Origin of the sequence: Chryseobacterium balustinum (assembly GCF_900168205.1) — a bacterium.
Classification (GTDB): Bacteria; Bacteroidota; Bacteroidia; order Flavobacteriales; family Weeksellaceae; genus Chryseobacterium; species Chryseobacterium balustinum.
Window position 1 is genome coordinate 1 of sequence record NZ_FUZE01000028.1, and the last position, 20,301, is coordinate 20,301.

General features: G+C 33.6%; 14 protein-coding genes. 10 read left to right on the forward strand and 4 right to left on the reverse strand.

Annotated features, from left to right (window positions below):
* Positions 1-269 precede the first annotated feature (269 nt).
* On the reverse strand, positions 270-1,724 hold the full coding sequence (locus B5X64_RS20045; RefSeq protein WP_079466913.1) for a sigma 54-interacting transcriptional regulator: 1,455 nt from the start codon (positions 1,722-1,724) through the stop codon (positions 270-272).
* A 214-nt stretch (positions 1,725-1,938) separates the two neighbouring features.
* Positions 1,939-3,081, reverse strand: coding sequence for a vWA domain-containing protein (locus B5X64_RS20050; protein WP_079466914.1), 1,143 nt, complete (start codon positions 3,079-3,081; stop codon positions 1,939-1,941).
* Positions 3,082-3,625: 544 nt separating this feature from the next.
* Here B5X64_RS20050 and B5X64_RS20055 point away from each other — a divergent pair.
* The 6 genes from B5X64_RS20055 to cls all read left to right on the forward strand — a co-directional run bounded on the left by B5X64_RS20055 (position 3,626) and on the right by cls (position 10,213).
* On the forward strand, positions 3,626-4,330 hold the full coding sequence (locus B5X64_RS20055; RefSeq protein WP_079466915.1) for a class I SAM-dependent methyltransferase: 705 nt from the start codon (positions 3,626-3,628) through the stop codon (positions 4,328-4,330).
* A 381-nt stretch (positions 4,331-4,711) separates the two neighbouring features.
* Positions 4,712-5,263 (forward strand): ferritin, encoded by a 552-nt coding sequence (locus tag B5X64_RS20060; protein ID WP_079466916.1) that lies wholly within the window; start codon positions 4,712-4,714, stop codon positions 5,261-5,263.
* 216 nt (positions 5,264-5,479) lie between these two features.
* Positions 5,480-6,571: a redox-regulated ATPase YchF gene (gene ychF / locus B5X64_RS20065; RefSeq protein WP_079466917.1), complete on the forward strand. Its 1,092-nt coding sequence runs from the start codon at positions 5,480-5,482 to the stop codon at positions 6,569-6,571.
* 304 nt (positions 6,572-6,875) lie between these two features.
* Positions 6,876-7,814, forward strand: a complete 939-nt coding sequence (locus tag B5X64_RS20070) for a helix-turn-helix domain-containing protein (protein WP_079466919.1) — start codon at positions 6,876-6,878, stop codon at positions 7,812-7,814.
* An 84-nt stretch (positions 7,815-7,898) separates the two neighbouring features.
* Complete coding sequence (locus tag B5X64_RS20075) at positions 7,899-8,663, forward strand: SDR family NAD(P)-dependent oxidoreductase (RefSeq protein ID WP_079466920.1); 765 nt, start codon at positions 7,899-7,901, stop codon at positions 8,661-8,663.
* An 80-nt stretch (positions 8,664-8,743) separates the two neighbouring features.
* A complete protein-coding gene (cls, locus tag B5X64_RS20080) occupies positions 8,744-10,213 on the forward strand; it encodes a cardiolipin synthase (protein ID WP_228419043.1) in 1,470 nt (489 codons plus the stop codon).
* A 7-nt stretch (positions 10,214-10,220) separates the two neighbouring features.
* Here the strand turns inward: cls and B5X64_RS20085 are convergent, their stop codons facing one another.
* The gene (locus tag B5X64_RS20085) at positions 10,221-11,369 is read right to left on the reverse strand and encodes a methionine aminotransferase (RefSeq protein ID WP_079466921.1); all 1,149 of its coding nucleotides are present in this window, start codon (positions 11,367-11,369) and stop codon (positions 10,221-10,223) included.
* A 173-nt stretch (positions 11,370-11,542) separates the two neighbouring features.
* On the opposite strand from B5X64_RS20085, the gene B5X64_RS20090 reads away from it, so the two are divergent.
* The 4 genes from B5X64_RS20090 to B5X64_RS20105 all read left to right on the forward strand — a co-directional run bounded on the left by B5X64_RS20090 (position 11,543) and on the right by B5X64_RS20105 (position 17,191).
* Positions 11,543-13,426 carry a DNA topoisomerase IV subunit B gene (locus B5X64_RS20090; protein ID WP_079466922.1) on the forward strand — a complete coding sequence of 628 codons (1,884 nt, stop codon included), beginning with the start codon at positions 11,543-11,545 and terminating at the stop codon, positions 13,424-13,426.
* A 73-nt stretch (positions 13,427-13,499) separates the two neighbouring features.
* The gene (locus B5X64_RS20095) at positions 13,500-13,952 is read left to right on the forward strand and encodes a hypothetical protein (protein WP_228419045.1); all 453 of its coding nucleotides are present in this window, start codon (positions 13,500-13,502) and stop codon (positions 13,950-13,952) included.
* 3 nt (positions 13,953-13,955) lie between these two features.
* The gene (locus tag B5X64_RS20100; protein WP_172459110.1) at positions 13,956-16,532 is read left to right on the forward strand and encodes a DNA gyrase/topoisomerase IV subunit A; all 2,577 of its coding nucleotides are present in this window, start codon (positions 13,956-13,958) and stop codon (positions 16,530-16,532) included.
* A gap of 5 nt (positions 16,533-16,537) precedes the next feature.
* Positions 16,538-17,191 (forward strand): rhomboid family intramembrane serine protease, encoded by a 654-nt coding sequence (locus B5X64_RS20105; protein WP_079466924.1) that lies wholly within the window; start codon positions 16,538-16,540, stop codon positions 17,189-17,191.
* A gap of 202 nt (positions 17,192-17,393) precedes the next feature.
* On the opposite strand, the gene B5X64_RS20110 is transcribed toward B5X64_RS20105, so the two are convergent.
* Entirely contained in the window at positions 17,394-19,892 is a 2,499-nt protein-coding gene (locus B5X64_RS20110; RefSeq protein ID WP_079466925.1) for a pectate lyase family protein, read from the reverse strand.
* Positions 19,893-20,301 lie beyond the last annotated feature (409 nt).

The following is a 20,301-nucleotide window of genomic DNA, read 5'->3' on the forward strand; positions in this document are numbered from 1 at the left end:
CTATGAGTTTTACTCGGAGTGTATCTTAGTTTACTTAAACACTTTTCTCTTCTTACATAAATATATTATTTTTCCTAGTATAAATCTAAAGGAGTGTTTTTCCGTAACAAAGAGAAGAAAAAATATATCGAGAACTTTTTATAATGCCTGTTCTCGATACAAAATTCTTTCAGAATTTTTACTCGAATTGACGTGTACATAAAATAAAAAAGGAAGCATAAATCTCAAAGATTTATGCTTCCTCTATATCATAATCATTGTTTCAAAAATTAATTTCTGAACAATTGTCTTACATCTGCAGAGTCAAAAGTATACGCTGTTGAATTTTCAGACTTATCTAATTTTTTACTGATTGTCAAAGCCCATAAAACCAATTCTTTACAGAAGTTTTTGTCTTCTTCATTGAGTTCTGAAGCATTTTCTTCAACAACGGTTGTTAAAGGTGTAATGCTGTTGAGTTTGCTGTAGAATTCTTCGTCAGTGTCGGTGTAATTCAGTTCCAAATGATTTTTGTTGAACCATTTGATTAAATCGGTGTATGGCGTTTTGATGCCTTCTTTTTCCAATTTTGAAATGCGTGGGAAAATACTTTCAAACTGTACTATCACGGCTTTATCAATCAAAATTTTGGCAACATAATCAGCACCTTCCTGTTCGCCTTCGTAAACCAATTCAATCTTTCCGGTAATTGAAGGAATGATCGACATAAAATCAAGCAGACGAACAGTAGTTTTTGGAGCTTCAGATTCTATTAATCGTAATTTTGCTGCAGCAACTAGGTTTTCCATTGCACTGATCGTCAATCTTGCACTTACACCACTTTTCGCATCCACATATTCGCTATCACGAGCAGCAAAAGCAACTTCTTCCAAAAGATTTTTCGCCAAATCCGGAATTTGAATCTGTGCTTTATCTTCCGCAGAAACCTGAGCTTCCTGTTCGGTGATTTGTTTTGCTAAGGCAATAGTTTTCGGATAATGAGTAAAAATCTGTGATCCAATTCTGTCTTTTAATGGCGTTACAATACTTCCACGATTGGTATAATCTTCCGGATTTGCAGTAAATACAAACTGAATATCTAAAGGCATTCTCAACTGAAATCCACGAATCTGAATATCGCCTTCCTGCAAAATATTAAATAAAGAAACCTGAATTCTAGCCTGTAGATCGGGCAATTCATTTAAAACAAAAATCGAACGGTTTGCTCTTGGGATCATTCCATAATGTAGAACACGTTCATCAGAATAGGGTAGTTTTAAAGTTGCTGCTTTAATCGGATCGATGTCACCAATTAAATCGGCAACATTCACGTCGGGAGTTGCCAGCTTTTCAAAGAAACGATTTGAACGGTGAACCCAAGAAATCGGAGTCTCGTCACCCAATTCTGCAATAAGATCCCTTGCATATTTTGAAATAGGATTGAAAGGGTTATCATTGATTTCAGAACCTTTTACAATCGGCATGTATTCATCCAAAAGATTCACCATGCTTCTTGCAATTCTGGTTTTTGCCTGTCCGCGTAAACCTAATAAATTGATGTGGTGACCTGCTAAAATTGCCTTTTTTAATTGTGGAACTACAGAATCTTCATACCCCCAAAGTCCTTCAAAAACCGGCTCTTTAGCCTTGATTTTCGCAATCAAATTTGCCTGAATTTCCTGACTGATGGTTTTATCTGTATATCCTGATTTTTTTAATTCTTTAAATGTTGTATCGTTTTTCATTTTTATAAATGATATTATTTTGTTTATATTTTTTACCACAAAAGTCACAAAAGATATTCTTGTAAAATGCAGTTAATCAAAAGTCCAAAAAAGCAGATTGTTATTTTAGCAGTTTACTTTTCTGTTCTTTTGCATCGCTAAAAAACTTTTGCCTCTTTTGTGGTTAAAATTTTGAATTGTTAACTTTTATCTTTTGCCTTTTAACTTGGCTCTTTTATATCCTTTTAATCCTATTCTTCTCATAATCCTCAAAGATCATTTGTCCTAATCCTGAAAGACCTGTGAGAAAAGCTTTTCCTTTATTCTGAGCAGTAAATGCATTCACAAATTGTCGTAGATAAGGATCTTGGGCAATCATGAAAGTGGTGATAGGGATTTTTAGTTTTCTGGCTTGTGCAGCTTTATTGAGACATTCAGAAACAATTTTTTCGTCTAAACCAACACTGTTCATATAATATTCTCCGGTAGGAAGTTTCAAGCAGCTTGGTTTTCCATCGGTGATCATGAAAATTTGCTTGTTGGTATTTCTTTTTCTACGAAGAATATCCATTGCCAATTCCAATCCTGCAACCGTATTGGTGTGATACGGACCAACCTGTAAATAGGGCAGGTCTTTGATTTTAATAGGCCAAGCTTCGTTTCCGAAAACAATAATATCGATGGAATCTTTTGGATATTTTCTTTTGATAAGTTCCACTAAAGCCATTGCAACTTTTTTGGCAGGTGTGATACGATCTTCACCATACAAGATCATAGAGTGACTGATATCGATCATTAAAACCGTACTCATTTGAGCTTTATGTTTGGTTTCTTCTACGATGAGGTCGTCTTCTGTCATTCGAAGATCAGAAATTCCATTGTTAATTTGAGCGTTTTTCAGACTTTCCGTCATGTTTATCGAGGATAAGTCGTCGCCGTACTGGAAATTTCGGTTTTCACCATCACGTTCATCGCCAACTCCTGATTTGTTGGTTCTGTGATTTCCGATGCCACTTTTTTTAAGCTTTCCGAAAATCTGGTCTAAAGCATATTCCCGTAAAGCAGCTTCCAGTTTGGCTGTAAGAATGTTTTTTCCTTTTCCAGTTCCGGAATTTCCATCTTCGGAATCGTCTTCTTTTTTAATGTAACCTCGCTTTCTTAAATCTTCTTCAAAATCTTCAAGTGTATATTCGTCGGTGAAAATATCATATTCTTTATCGAGCATATCGAGCCACTCAAAAGCTTCCTCAATATCTCCGGAAGTGTGGGTTAGCAAGTCTTTGAACACATCAAAAACCCGGTCAAAATGCGAAATTTCTTCCGGAATATGTTTGCTGAATGTAAATCCCTGTTGAAAATTAAATTGTTTATCTGTCATGAGATGAATCTCGTTTTTAGAAAAGACAAGTTAGGGATTTTTGAAGGAGTGGAATGATTTTAAAAATAGAAAATATGGATGATGGTGATAGAAATCCTAATGGCTTTAATGCCTTATTTCAACTAAATTTATATTCTTGACTATTAAATATTATGAATAAATTGGGAAGAGTTTTTGTCATTCTGAAAGAATCTAAACAATTAACTTTAAATTTGTCTTCTAGATTCTTTCAGAATGACAAACGTATTATTTATTTATATTAAACTTGTTTAAACTTTTTATTTAACCACAAAAGAGGCAAAAGATTTAGATACTTTTATCTAAAGTTGATGAGTACAAAGAAAAAAAGCACACAAAAATCTTTAAAAATCTTTGATTTTTTATTCTTTTGAGAACTTTGATAATCTAATAATAGCTTTATAATTATCTTTTGTTCCTTTTGTGGTTAAATTTCAAATTAGTTTAAACAGCTTTAATAATAAAGTATGGATTTTCTATAAAAATTCGTACTCAAAACTTTATCTTTGCACCATTAAAATTCAGCATGAAAGACTTAATGGGACGCGCAATCTGGGATTATTTTCACAACGAAAATCCTGAAGATTTGCAGACTGAAACTTCAATTTCCGAACTCGATGAGCTTCCGGTAGAATATCTTTTCAGAGATTTTGAAGAGATGAATAAGATCGAAAAGAAAGCTTTAAAACTATCGTCAGGAAAAGTTTTGGACATTGGAGCAGGAGCTGGTTCGCATTCGTTGTATCTTCAGAATGATAGAAATTTAGATGTTACTGCCTTAGATATTTCGCCAAAATCGATTGAAGTTTGCGAATTGAGAGGAATTAAGAAAGCAATTGCTCAGAATATGCTTAAGTTTCCTGGCGAAACTTTCGATACTATTCTTCTATTAATGAATGGAACCGGAATTTTTCAAAGTCTGAAAGTCATTGATATTTACCTTAAAAAACTTCATTCTTTATTAAATAAAAACGGACAGATTCTGATTGATAGCACCGATATTCTCTATATGTTCGATGCTGATGAAGATGGTGGAGTTTATATTCCGGCAGAAGGATATTATGGTGAATTGGATTATATCGTTCATTACAAAGGCGAGTCTGAAGATCCTATCAAATGGCTATATCTTGATTTTAATACCTTGGAAAATGCTGCAGAAAATAATGGTTTTGCTATCGAAAAAGTTTTGCAGGATGAAGATTCTTATTTGGCAAAGCTGACAAAAAAATAAGCTAAATCAATAGTTTCAAATATATTTTTTTGAAAAGGTTGCGCTCCTACGGAGCGCGCTGTCACAGCTTCACAACTATACTATAAAGGTTTTGCTCCTATGGAGCATGATTCTGTAAACAAGATTTTTATACAATTTAAAAATTGAAATTTTCAATCTTGTTATCATTAAATATTCAAGAATAATGAATATTCATGTGATCAGATTTAAAGATAGTTCACAAAATTATTCATCATTTTATTTTAGATTAACTATAAATTATAGTATTAAATATTTGATTTATAGTTGATTGTGTTTTGTTGTTTCCAAAAAAGTATAAAAAAACCATTTCACGGAATCATTTTTGTATCCATATTGATAATCACATTTAAATATACAATTATGAATACCAACAGACTTTCACCTGCGCTGGAAAAAGCATTGAGTGACCAAATGAATAAAGAAATTCACGCTTCACACACATTTTTATCGTACGGAATTTGGGCAGATGATAAAGGATATAGCGGAATTGCCAATTTTCTATACCGTCATTCGCAGGAAGAGAGAAATCATTCCATAAAATTTATGGAGTACGTTTTAAACAGAGGTGGAAAGCCAAAAGTGGATGCCATTCCGGCTCCGCCTGCTGATCCGGAAACTTTATCGGCTTGTTTCGATGGTGTTTTTAAACATGAAGTAGACAATACAACTGCTATTTACAGGCTCGTAGATTTGGCTTTGGAAGAAAAAGACTGGGCAACATGGAATTTTATGCAGTGGTTTGTTCAGGAACAGATTGAGGAAGAAACTTTAGCTTCCAATTTAATAGATAAATTAAAAATTGCGGGTGGTGACAGAGCTACAGATGAATCATTATTCAACTTAGACAGCGCAATGGCATCTGCTCCAAATGATGTTCCGCTGGCTCAGGAAGCTACAGGGAATAATCCATAAACGTAAATTCTCAAAAAAATATTTCTTAAAATCCGTCAAATTATTGGCGGATTTTTTTATTATGAATTCCACCGTAAAATCACTATCTTTGCCCGCTGAAAGTTGAAGTGTTGTAGAATTTAATTAGATTTTATAAAACTTTGAACTTTTAAACTTTTGAATCTAACGATATGAAACCGTAAGGTTACATAACACAATAATAAAATAAATTTCGTTATGAAATGTGGAATCGTAGGCTTACCGAATGTAGGTAAATCAACTCTTTTTAACTGCTTAAGCAATGCTAAAGCACAGTCTGCCAATTATCCTTTCTGTACTATCGAGCCTAATTTAGGAACGGTTTCTGTACCGGATCAAAGATTATTTGAGCTTGAAAAATTGGTAAATCCTGAAAGAGTTTTGCCTGCTGTTGTAGAGATTGTAGATATTGCTGGTCTTGTAAAAGGAGCAAGTAAAGGAGAAGGTTTAGGAAACCAATTCTTGGCAAACATTCGTGAATGTGAAGCGATTATTCATGTTTTAAGATGTTTTGAAAACGGAAATATTATCCACGTTGAAGGTTCAGTAGACCCCTTGAGAGATAAAGATATTATCGATATCGAGCTTCAGTTAAAAGATTTGGAAACAGTTGGAAAAGCTGTTGAAAAAGCGAAAAAATTCATCAAATCGGGTAAGAAAGAAGATTTGTTGACATACGAAACACTTCAAAATCTTCAGAAACATCTTGAAGACGGTAGAAATGCAAGAGAGTTTGCAATGGATGATTTTGCAAAGTCGGTTATTGGTGAAGTTCAACTTTTGACCAATAAACCAGTTCTTTACGTTTGTAATGTAGATGAAAATTCTATTAAAAACGGTAATGATTGGATTGCGAAAATTGAAGAAATGGCGAAAGGCGAAGGTGCTGAAACAGTAGTTTTGGCAGCTCAGATCGAAGCTGATATTAATGAACTTGAAACTTTCGAAGAAAGAGAGATCTTCTTGGAAGAATTAGGTCTTACAGAGCCTGGAGTAAACCGTTTAATCAGAAAAGCTTATGATTTATTAAAGCTACAAACGTATTTTACAGCAGGTGTAAAAGAAGTAAGAGCTTGGACAATCGGACAAGGTTGGACGGCTCCTCAAGCTGCTGGAGTAATTCACACAGATTTTGAAAAAGGTTTCATCCGTGCAGAAGTAATCAGATACAATGATTATGTAACGTATGGTTCTGAAGCAAAAGTAAAAGAAGCTGGAAAGCTTTCTGTAGAAGGTAAAGAATACATCGTTCAGGACGGTGATATCATGCACTTCAGATTTAATGTTTAAAAATATTAAAAGTTAGTTATATAGTATTTTAAAGACGCTTCCATGAATTTGGGAGCGTTTTTTTGTAAACTTTACTTTAACTAAAAAAGTTCTTGACACATAAGCCACATTAGATTTTAGTTTAAAATTTTGAAAATATTTTAGAACACAAAGATTTTGAAATCTTTGATTTCAAACTTATGTGCTCTTTTATGTGGTTAAAAATAAAGCTCTCATATGACTTTTGTGTTTTAAAAGACAGCCTTTATAATTAAATTATGTTTCAAAACTTCTTCCTATATTTGATTTATACAAATTCCGCATCATGGAAAAACTAGCTCATGCTTCTCTTGAAGATTTTTATCTTGAGATGACTAAAGGATTGGGAAAAGATATCGAAAGTATCTTTCCAAAAGGTCTTCACAAAGATATTGGTCATTTTAATGTGTTTGATATTGCGCAGACCATTGCCAATGTCAAAAAAACTTCCGAAATGCCTTACAATAGGAGGAAATACTATAAAATCAGTTTAATAAGAGGAAAAAACAGGGCGGAATATGCCGATAAAGTAATCTCTATAAAAAAGAATGCTTTGCTTTTTGCAACTCCGAAAGTTCCGTATCATTATGTACCTGAAGATGAGAACCAGTCGGGGAATTTTTGTGTTTTTACGGCTGATTTTTTTACTAAAAATTCGTCTAAAAATATTCTTGAAGATTTGCCTTTATTTCAACCGGGTACCATTCCTGTTTTTGAAATTGATGACGAACTAGCCGATGAGGTTGATTTACTGTTTGAAAAAATTAAAAAAGAAATCGATTCTGATTATGAATTTAAATATGATTTAATTCGAAATTATGTTTCCGAACTGATTCATTACGGACAAAAATTACAACCTGCAGAAAAAGTTGGTAATTCACACAATGCAGCAGTGAGAGTGGTTTCTCTGTTTATCGAATTGTTAGAAAGACAGTTTCCAATTGAATCTTCCAATCAACGAATTCAGTTAAAAGTAGCCAAAGATTTTGCAGATCGATTGTCTATTCATGTGAACTATTTAAATAAAAATTTAAAAGAAAAAACAGGAAAGACAACTACAGAATTTATTGCAGATCGATTGATTCAGGAAGCTAAAATATTATTAAAACAAACCAACTGGAATATTTCTGAAATTTCATATGCTTTGGGTTTTGAAGAGGTTGCTCACTTCTCCAATTTTTTCAAACGCAAAACTTCATTGGCACCAATGGAATTTCGTTTCTGATTTGATTTTTGCAAATTTCAGATTGATTGGAGTAAATCATCAAGGCTGAAATTAACTCAACTTTGTAACATCAAAAAATCAAATATGAATAACAAAACAAAAATTGCCCTTGTAACAGGCGGAAGTAGAGGTTTAGGTAAAAATTCAGCTTTAAAAATTGCAGAAAAAGGATTGGATGTAATTATTACTTATAATTCCAATAAAGAAGAAGCGGATAAAACCGTAGCAGAAATTCAGGCTTTAGGAAGAAAAGCGATAGCTTGTCAGCTGAATACAAAAGATGTGAGATCGTTCGATGAATTTGTTAAAAAAGTAGGCGACCATTTAGAGGAAAACACAGGAAGCAGAAATATTGATTTCCTGATCAATAATGCTGGAACGGCTTTATATTCACCGATTGCAGATGTTACAGAAGAGCAGTTGGATGATATGGTAAATATTCATTTTAAAGGAGTTTTTTTCCTTACTCAGAAATTTTTACCATTTATGAATGATAACGGTGGAATTATCAATCTTTCTTCAGGTTTGGCGAGATTTGCAATGCCTGGTTCGTCGGTTTACGGTTCTATGAAAGCGGCAGTTGACCAATTAAGTAAATACATGGCGAAAGAATTAGGCGCAAGAAAAATTAAAGTAAATGCTGTTGCACCAGGAGCAATTGAAACCGATTTTGGTGGAGGAAGAACAAGAGATGATGAACATGTAAATGCTATGGTTGCCGGAAATACCGCTTTAGGCAGAGCTGGTTTACCGGATGATATTGGTGGAGTAGTAGCATTTTTATGTACCGACGATGCAGGCTGGATTACCGCACAAAGAATTGAAGTTTCTGGCGGAATGTTCTTTTAAAATAATAAGGGAGTGGGCAATGTCTGCTCCTTTTTGCTATCTTTAATAGATGAAATTACATTAGATTCAGCGATAATTTTATGATGATTAAAGAGTTTTTAGACCAGTTTCCCTATATTTTAGTAGGTATTGAAATTTTATATTTTGCAGGTGTACTTTTTCTTGCCGCTAAAATTATTATAGATACGAAAACCACGAGCAAAACGCTGGCTTATCTTATGTTGATTGTTTTCCTGCCTTTTGTAGGGATTATTATTTACTTTGTATTTGGCGTAAATTATCGAAAGAATAAATTTTACACCTTTAAAGTTGAAGGTAATGAAGAGGTTTTTCAGAGGATTTTAAAGTTTGTTAAAGAAACTCATTATACAACATTAAACAGTCGGAAAGATGAGTTGGACTATTTTATAACTACCATAAATTTTCTTTATCATTCAGGATACTCTCCTTTAACACAGGAAAATGAAGTAGAAGTATTGGTAAATGGAGAAGAGAAATTTTCTAAAGTTTTTGAAGTCGTTCAAAAAGCAAAACATCATATCCATTTAGAATATTATATTTATGACAACGATGATATTGGAAATAAACTGGCTGATCTTTTGGTGTTAAAAGCAAAGGAAGGAGTGGTAGTTCGTTTTCTGTATGATGATATGGGGAGCGGGAAAATAGGCAAAAAGCTCTTGAACAGATTAAAGGAAGCAGGCGTTGAAGTCTCTCCGGTGAATAAAATTACTTTTAGAATTTTTGCGAATAGAGTAAATTATCGAGATCACAGAAAAATTATTATTGTAGACGGAAAAGAAGTTTTTACGGGTGGTATTAATGTTTCGGATAAATATATCAATCCTAATCCTAAACAATATTGGCGAGATATTCATTTATATATTAAAGGGAATAGCGCTTTTTATTTTCAGTTTTTATTTTTAAGTAACTGGACTTTTGCTACTGAAAAAATTCCCCAAATATCCCAAGAGTATTTCACCTACGAGAACCTTGATTCTGGAAATAAAATAGTACAGGTTGCAGCGAGCGGACCCGATACAAAACCTTCTATTATGCTGAGTACAACCTCGGCCATTCTTTCTGCTAAAGAAAAAGTATATATTGTGACGCCTTATTTTATTCCGGTGGAAACCGTTTTGAATGCTATCAAGCAAGCAGCTCTTTCTGGTTTGGATGTGAGACTGATGGTTCCAAAATCGGGAGATTCTTTAATTGTAAATGCAGCAGCTTACTCTTATTATGAAGAATTGTTAGAAAATAATGTGCGTATTTTCTTTTACAAAAAAGGGTTTATTCATGCTAAAACAATGGTGATCGATGATAATTTCTCTTGTGTAGGAACGGCAAATATGGATGTTCGGAGTCAGGAGCTTAATTTTGAAGTAAATACGCTCGTGTTCGATAAAGAGGTTAATCAGAAACTACAAAATGTATTTCTCAGTGATATTGATGATTGCGACGAAATTATAGTAAGTGAATGGAAAAAACGACCAAAGCATAAAGTTTTCTTTGAACATTTAGCGAGATTGCTTTCTCCACTCATCTGATTTAAAATTAAATTTTAGCTAAATTTTCAATCGCTCTTTCTAAAGTTTCATTCTTCTTTGCAAAACACAATCTGATCACATTTTCATTCAGTTTATCTTTATAAAAAGCCGAAAACGGAATACTTGCCACTTTGTGATTAATCGTTAATTCTGTTGCGAAATCAAAATCATTTTTATCTGAATTTTTATCGTATTTCAAAGCCTGAAAATAGGTTCCTTCACAATCAAGAAGTTCAAATGAAGTTTGGGCCAAACCTTGTCTTAAAAAATCTCTTTTCTTCTGAAAAAACTGATTCAATTGATTGTAATGCTCGTCATTTTTCATGTATTCTGCCAAAGCCATTTGAAGTGGAGTATTGACGCAAAAAACATTAAATTGATGCACTTTTCTGAATTCATCAGTCAGATCTTTCGGTGCGGCACAATATCCAATTTTCCAACCGGTAATGTGGAATAATTTCCCGAAAGAGGCTACCAAAATACTTCTTTCTTTGAGCTCAGGATATTTACAAATGCTTAAATGTTGGTTTCCGTCAAAGACAATGTTTTCGTAGACTTCATCGCTTAAGATTAAAATATTGGTGTCTTTTACTATTTTAATTAATTCCTGAATGTCATTTTCTTTTAAAATCTTTCCGGATGGATTGTTCGGGTTGTTCAGAATAATCATTTTTGTTTTTTCTGAAATCAAATTTCTTACAACATTCCAATCGATTTCATAATCTGGAGCTTTCATTTGAAAACGTTTTACAATTCCACCAAAAAGCTCTACGGTTGGTTCGTAACAATCATAAGCGGGTTCAAAAATAATCACTTCATCATCCTTCTGTACGAAAGTGGCAATTGCTGTGAAGATCGCTTGAGTTCCGCCTGCTGTAATGGTAATTTCAGTTTCAGGATGATAAACTGCTTGATTGCTGTTTTCAATTTTTCTTGCAATTTCCTCCTTTAAGCCCATAATTCCACCTAAAGGAGCATATTGATTGAATCCTTTTTTGATGAAATCATTTGCTAAATTCAGTAATTCAGAATCAGTTTCAAAATCCGGAAATCCCTGTGAAAGATTGATTGCCTGATGTTGATTGGCGAGTTGAGACATTTGGGTGAATATGGTGGTTCCCACATTGGGAAGTTTCGAAGAAGGAAGTTGTATCATTTAAAATTCTTTATGAATCTAAATTAAAGTAAATTTTCAAATATTCAGATTAAATGAGTAAAAATGTGTAGCTCAATTTTTAAACTTTAGTAAAAAATAATAATAAATAGAAACTTAAAAATTCGGATATTTTTCGGCGTTTTTGTACTTTTGTATGTTTGCTGAAATAATATATGTCACAAGAAATACAACCTATCTATTCTGAAGATAATATCAGAACCCTCGATTGGCAGGAACACATCCGTTTGCGTCCCGGTATGTATATCGGAAAGCTGGGCGATGGCTCGTCTGCTGATGATGGTATTTATATTTTACTGAAAGAAATTCTGGATAACTCAATTGATGAATTCAGGATGAAATCGGGTAAAAGAATTGAAATAAAAGTAGATGACGGAAAAGTAATGATTCGAGATTTCGGTCGTGGAATTCCTTTAGGAAAAGTCGTTGATGCTGTTTCAAAAATGAATACAGGTGGTAAATATGATAGCAAAGCTTTTAAGAAATCTGTTGGTTTAAATGGTGTCGGTACAAAAGCGGTGAATGCACTTTCAGATTATTTTCGAGTGCGTTCTTTCAGAGAAGGGAAAATGAAAGTTGCCGAATTTTCTCGTGGAATTATCACTGAAGAATACGACGAAAAGGATACTTCAGACCGAAACGGGACTGAGATTTTATTTACACCAGACTCCGAAATTTTCTTACATTATAAATACAGAAAAGAGTATATCGAAAGAATGCTCCGCAATTATGCGTATCTGAATCCGGGATTAAAAATTATTTTCAACGGCGAAACGTTCTATTCCGAAAACGGATTAAAAGATTTGTTGGAAGAAGAGTTGGAAAGCGATGTATTATACCCGATTATTCATTTGAAAGACAATGATATTGAAGTTGCGATTACGCATACCGATAAGTCGCAGACAGAAACCTATTTTTCATTCGTAAACGGACAAAATACAACGCAGGGTGGAACGCATTTGAATGCTTTCCGTGAAGCATATGTAAAAACGATTAGAGAATTTTTTAATAAAAGCTTTGATGCTTCTGATGTGCGAAAATCTATCGTTGCGGCGATTTCAATCAACGTTGAAGAACCGGTTTTTGAATCTCAGACAAAAACAAAATTAGGTTCGAATGATATAGGGCCAAACGGTCCTACTGTGCGTACTTTTATCATTGATTTCTTAAAAAATAAATTAGATAATTTTTTACATAAAAATTCTGAGATTGCAGAAGCGATTCAGAGAAAAATTTTAATTTCCGAAAGAGAAAGAAAAGAACTTTCGGGAATTCAAAAGCTGGCAAGAGAAAGAGCAAAAAAAGTTTCTCTTCACAATAAAAAACTTCGTGACTGCAGACAGCATTACAATGACCAAAAAGCTGAAAGAAAGGCAGAAACGCAGATTTTTATTACCGAGGGAGATTCTGCATCAGGATCAATTACAAAATCAAGAGATGTCGACACGCAAGCTGTATTTTCATTAAAAGGTAAACCATTAAACTGCTATGGCTTAACGAAGAAAGTAGTGTACGAAAATGAAGAATTCAACTTGCTACAAGCTGCTCTAAATATTGAAGAAAGTCTTGAGGATTTAAGATATAATCAGGTGATTATTGCAACCGATGCCGATGTCGACGGTATGCACATCAGACTTTTGATGATTACATTTTTCCTTCAGTTTTTCCCGGATGTGATTAAAAACGGACATTTATTTATTCTTCAGACTCCTTTATTTAGAGTAAGAAATAAAAAAGAGACGAGATATTGTTATTCTGAACAGGAAAGGGTAAAAGCTTTGAATGAATTAGGCAAAAATCCTGAAATTACCCGATTTAAAGGTTTGGGAGAAATTTCACCTGACGAATTCAAACATTTTATTGGGAAAGACATTCGTCTGGAACCGGTAGTAATTGGGAAAGATCAAACGATTGAGCAAATTCTAGAGTTTTACATGGGGAAAAATACACCTGATCGACAAGTATTCATTCTTGAAAATTTGGTTGTTGAAGATCAGGATATTAACAAAAAAGAGATTTTGGATGAAGCAGGGGGTTAATAAATATAAAAATTAATATCCTGTACAAAACTAAAATAATATGTTAAGGCTAAGTAATAAGAAAAAAACGCCTTTGTATCGTTTTTTCAACACCATATTGTTGATGATACTATCAGGCGGATGCATCAGTTTTATTGTAGATAAAATAAGGTTTAATATTTTAGATGAAAAAAGTTATTTTTTAATTATTATTCCTGTTATATTATTGCTTATCATTTATTTACATGGAAGGCAGATTTTTGAATATGACAGCGAAGGGGAAGCAATTCATTTTAGAAATAGAAATATTATCCCCTTTTTAAATAAACCTCAGAGTGATGAATTTCCAAAATATAAACTGGTAAAATTTGATGTGTTTTCTGTTTTGTTTTTCAAAAGACTTTACATAACCATTTCAAGCAAAAACTCTGGTACAACAACTTTAAAATATGAAATTTCATATTTAACGAGAAAAGAAGTCAACGATTTAAAGACATCTCTCAATAAAATAATTAGAGCTAATAAAGAGAAAAGACATCAAGAATAAGGAATGATAGAAGACAACTCTCACGAAGGCGAAAGCTTAAAAAAAGTTTCAGGACTGTATAAAGACTGGTTTCTGGATTATGCATCTTATGTAATTTTAGATAGAGCCATTCCGTCTGTTTATGATGGTTTCAAGCCTGTGCAGCGTAGAATTATGCATTCTATGCGAGAATTAGAAGATGGGCGTTACAATAAAGTGGCAAATATCGTAGGAAACACGATGAAATATCACCCTCATGGTGACGCATCAATTACCGATGCAATGGTGGGAATTGGGCAGAGAGAATTGCTGATTGATACTCAAGGAAACTGGGGAAACATTTATACAGGAGATTCTGCAGCAGCAGCAAGATATATTGAAGCAAGATTAACCCCTTTTGCTTTGGAAGTCGTCTTTAATCCTAAAACTACAGAATGGTCTAAATCCTATGATGGGAGAAATAATGAACCTGTAGATTTACCGGTAAAATTCCCGTTGCTTTTGGCACAAGGGGTTGAAGGAATCGGGGTGGGACTTTCCACTAAAATTCTTCCGCATAATTTTAACGAACTGATTTCTGCCTCAGTTGCTTATTTAAAAGGAAAGAGTTTTCAAGTTTTTCCTGATTTTCTTACAGCAGGATTTCTTGATGTTTCAGAGTATAACGATGGCCACAGAGGAGGAAAAGTAAGAGCAAGAGCCAAAATTTCTCAGGTTGATAAACATACGTTGATGATCTCTGAGCTTCCTTTTTCTAAAACAACAACAGATTTGATTGATTCTGTTTTAAAAGCGAATGAAAAAGGGAAGATTAAAATCAAAAAAATTGAAGATAATACTTCAGATAAAGTAGAGATTCTAATTTATCTTCACAACGAAGTTTCGCCAGATAAAACAATTGATGCTTTATATGCATTTACCGACTGTCAGGTAACAATTTCGCCAAATGCCTGTGTTATTGTTGGTGACAAACCGATGTTCCTGGATGTTTCTACTATTCTTAAAATGAATACCGACCATACAGTTTCTTTGTTGAAGAAAGAACTGGAAATCGAGCTTCATGAGTTACAGGAAAGTTGGCATTTTTCATCTTTGGAAAGAATCTTCATCGAAAACAGAATTTACCACGACATTGAAGAGGTGAAAAGCTGGGAGGAGGTTCTGAAAACAATTGATATTGGTTTAAAACCTCATACGACACATCTTTTAAGAGAGGTTACCGAAGAAGATATTTTAAGGCTGACTGAAATTAGAATTAAAAGAATTTCAAGATTCGATTTAGATAAATTTAAAGAAAATATAGCTTCATTAGAAGGGAAAATAGAGCAAGTAAGGTTCCACTTGGCCAACCTTATTGCCTATGCGATTGATTATTATCAAAATATTCAGAAAAAATACGGAAAAAACAGAGAAAGAAAAACAGAATTAAGAATTTTTGATACCATTGATGCTACAAAAGTGGCTGTTGCGAATGAAAAATTCTATGCTAATTTTGAGGAAGGCTTTATTGGGACTTCTCTGAAAAAAGACCAATATTTATTTGACTGTTCAGATATTGATGATATTATCACATTCAGAAAAGACGGAAGCATGAAAGTCGTAAAAGTGGAAGCTAAAACTTTCATTGGAAAAGACATTCAACATGTGGCTATCTGGAAAAAGAATGATAAACGAACGGTTTACAACATGATTTATCGTGAGGGCAGAGACGGACCTTATTATATGAAACGTTTTTCGGTAACTGCGGTTACAAGAAATACAGATTATGCTTTAGGTTCAGATAAAAGAGGCTCAGAAATGCTGTATTTTTCGGCAAATCCAAATGGTGAAGCTGAGGTTGTAAGTGTTTTATTAAAGCCAAACCCGAGAATCAGAAAAAATAAAATGGAAATCGATTTCTCTGAACTGGCTATCAAAGGAAGAGATTCAAAAGGAAATCTGGTTACCAAATATTCTGTAAAGAAAGTCGACCTGAAAGAAGAAGGCGTTTCTACTTTAGCACCAAGAAAAATATGGTTTGATGATACCGTAAGAAGGCTTAATGCTGATGTAAGAGGAACTTTGCTGGGAAATTTTAAAGGAGACGATAAAATCTTAATCATTAATGCTCAAGGAGAAGCTAAATTGGTGAGTTTTGATCTTGGAAACCGTTTTGACGACGAATACATTATTCTAGAAAAATGGAGACCCAATCAGCCTATTACCTGTATTTATTACGATGGAGAAAAGGATATGTATTTCATCAAAAGATTCTTGTTGGAAAACAATACCAATCTGCAAACCTTTATGCCATCGGAACATCCAAAATCATTTATTGAAAGGATTATAGTTTCTAACAATTCTACAGCAGAAATTATTTTTGCAAAAGATAAAGGGAAAGAACGCGAACCCGAAACCGTAAATATTGACGAATTTATTGCCGTAAAAGGAATTAAAGCCATCGGAAATCAGTTTACAAAATTCAAAGTTAAAAACATTAATATCACTATTCCTGAACCAGAAGAAGAAGAGCCGGAAATATACGAAGAACCAGATTTCACCGCTTCAAATGACGATGGAACAATTGGCGACTTGTTTGGAAGTGCTGATAACGAAAAATAGAAAATATGAATATCATAATATTAATTATTGCAATCACTGCAATTATCAGTTTTATCGCATTTAATAATAAAGAGATATTTGAAAAATATAAATTCAATGTTGGAGCGATTCTGCATCGAAAAGAATATGTAAGAGTACTTTCTGCCGGATTTCTGCATGCAGATATAATGCATTTATTATTTAATATGATGACGTTATATTTCTTCGGTCCGGTGATTTTAGAAGGATTCGGAAATATAGGATTTCTTATTATTTATTTTGGATCTATTCTTTTAGGAAATATTTTTTCATTATTTATTTATCAAAAACAGCCGTGGTATTCAGCAATTGGAGCGAGTGGCGGGGTTTCAGGGATTTTGTTTGCCGCGATTGCAATGATGCCCAATATCGGAATTTACTTCTTTTTCATACCCATTCCAATTCCAGGTTTTATCTTTGGATTATTGTATTTCAGTTATTCTGTTTATATGATGCTTAATCCTAAACAATGGGATAATTTGGGGCATGCAGCACATTTAGGAGGTGCTTTTTTTGGACTTGTTTATGCGGTGATTATCCAACCTCAAAGTGCAATTGAACATTCTCTGTTTATTGGTATCATGTCTCTTCCACTGATTTATCTGGCGTACGAAATATTTATCAGAAAAAGGATTAGTTAGAGATTTCTAAATTCTTAAACATAAAACCAATGGATATTTTCATTGGTTTTGTTTTTTTGTCGAAATATTGATGTATGAATATTTCTACTATCGGCTAAAATTGTCTTGTGATCATTAGGGGGTATCTGAGAATTTTGTGATTGAACTAAAAATCCGCCTTCACAATTGTGAGACGGATTTCAAATATTTTTTTAATTACTTATTAGTTTTTCATGATTTTTTGATTGAATATTCCTTCTTTAGTTTTAATCTGTAAGAAATAAATACCACTCTTTAAACTTGTCATATCAATTTTTGTAATATTTTCATTTATTGTTTTAACAACTTGTCCGACAGAGTTTGATACAATTATTTGCTCAACTGAACTGTTTTTTGGTACAGAGATCGTAAGTATAGAATTAACAGGATTTGGGTAAATACTTAATTTTTCTAATCTGTTTTCTTGAGTGGCTAAAACTCCTGCGGTATTAAATACTGTTTTAATATAAAATAGATTCGCAACACTTCCTTTTGTAATAGTGTGTGCTCCGGGAGCAATATTCGGAATTGTTATAATACCTGATGTAGCAGTATAATTTACATTGTCAAACTTTACTGTTCCGTTAAAAGTTGGATCCAAAACTAAAGTTAAAGTAGAAGTTTGCAAAGTGCTGTACGTTATGGATGTTGCAGATTCCAGTTTTAAACGTTTTGTTAGAGTAGCCCCATCATAGGATGCAGATCCGTCTGTAGAATTAATGTTTGCTGATGTAAATGTATAGAATGTACTGTTTAAAGCAGATGTAGTGAAATTATGAATTTCATTACCTTGAGGGGTTCCTGGCGCAATCACACTAATGCTACCTGTTCCTGAAACTGAGGTTCCGGCTGATCCTACAGTATTTACGGTGAAGCTCACATCATCAGTAGGATTTCCAGATATGGTCACTGTTTTATTGGTCGTATTTTTTACAAAACTTACTCCTGAAGCCGGTAATCCTGATATTGTTACATCAGTGGCTGTTCCACCCCATGTAAATATCATCGGTGCCATTGCTGTAGCAGTAATCACCGTTTGGTCATTATTAGAAGGTATGCTTAATGTTTGTGAACTTACTGTAGGTGAAGCAATTCCCTGAACAGAAATAAGAGATGATGTATAATTCTGTAATAATGCCATTAATCCTGTATTGACTGCAGAACTTGTATCATCTCCTGCATTGTTGAATGTCCAGCTAATATCACCACCAGAAACTCTTCCTGAATATTGCATCGTTTTATCTCTTGCTACAATAGGGCTGTCTACAACCAAAGAATTAATATACAATGAAGGATTGGTGTCGAAATTGTTATAAGCGGCACTACCTTGTACAGCGGTGATACTACTTGCCAAAACTTCGTTTCTATTCGTTGCAACATAGGCGTCAAATTGGGTAAGCGCCGTTGAACTATATGGAATAAAAGCAGTCTGACCGGTCATATAGTTGTTGTGAGCTTTGATTATGCCTCCGTTCTCATTAGAAAAAGTTCCGGTTGCACCTCCCGCAATGTCTGTTCCTTGCTTAGAAATCAACATAGGATATTTACAGTTTCTGAAATAATTACCCTCTACAAATACCGATGAACCTAATGTTGATCCTACACCATATTTTGAGTTTCCATCATAATAATTGTTGTAAACATGTGCTGAAAAGAAACGTACACGAGGATGTCTTGAATCTGAATGATCAAACCAATTATGATGATAAGTAATGTATAAATCTGTAGTAGTACCTTCACTTAAGCCTAAAAGGCAACTCTTCCCGTTATCCCAAAAGTGATTGTATGAAAATGTTACATAGGTAGATTTTTTTGCATCAAGTGCACCATCACCTTTTGCCTGATCGGCATCCGATCCCGGCGCACCGTAAAAGAAATCATTATTGTGAGCCCAAATATAAGTATTGTCTTGCTGCAAACTAAGGTTGTCGCCCTCAGAAGCATCAGTAAGCATAAATCCTAAGTTACGAACTTCAATATTTGTTGCTGTTTTTATTCTGATTCCCCATCCGTTTACCAACGCATCAGAACCAACACCTTCAAAAGTGATAGAGCTTGCTGCAATTTTTTTGTTTTCTATCACAATATCTCCATTGAGCATATAGTTTGGATCTGTAACATTACCAATCAATCTGATAACGAGTGGTCGGAAATCTAAACCTTTCTTGAATCCGTCTAAAATAGACTGTAAACCAACACAGGGATTAGAATTAGCTCCGGTAACATTCATCGAAACCGTATTTTTTGTATCCTGGGTGATGTATAAAACGACAGCATTTGCTTTTAATGTTCCGTCAAGATTGTATGCTCCGGGCACTCTTCCGCTATGGTGCGCAAAACCGGTTCTGTCGTGTGCCGTTACCGTTATCGGTGCCGATACAGTCGCTGGTCCGTCTACGTTCCCAATGGCAGGAACTACTTTCATGGTATAGACTCCTGGACTGAGTCCTAATGCATCTGCTCTATAATATGATCCATAATTACGTATTAGTTGTGTGTCGATGATTTGATCAGTAAAATTTCCTCCTGTATAATAGACCTTATAGCTATCGGCTCCGTTTATTGGAGTCCATTTAATATAGGCGGTCTCCATCCAGCCTGTTGCTTGCGTAATAGTTGTGTTTTGTGCAGCTATTTTCAGAAAACTGAAAAAGCACAGTAAATAAGTTAAAAAGTTTTTCATGACGTAATAGTTTAAGTTAATAGCATATTAATATGACAAAATGTAATCGATTGCACTAAATATATATAAATAATTAATACAAATAATTGAATTATTAATAACTTAAAAACTATTTATTATAATGAATTTTTAATAAATGTTATTTTGAGCTTTTTGGTACTTGTTTCTATAAAAACATTAATGAAAATAGCTGTTTTTGTGTTAAATGCTTTTTATTGCTATAGAAGCTTAATTATTTGGAGATGTTTTAGATAGCTATTTTTTTATGTATTTGATGATATATTGACTTAAAAATAGAAAATAATGTAATTGTGATTATTGTGGGATGTTAATTTAATGTTACGGATTTTAATACGTAATCATAGAAATCACACAAAAACTATTTTCTTCTGATAAATATCATACGCTA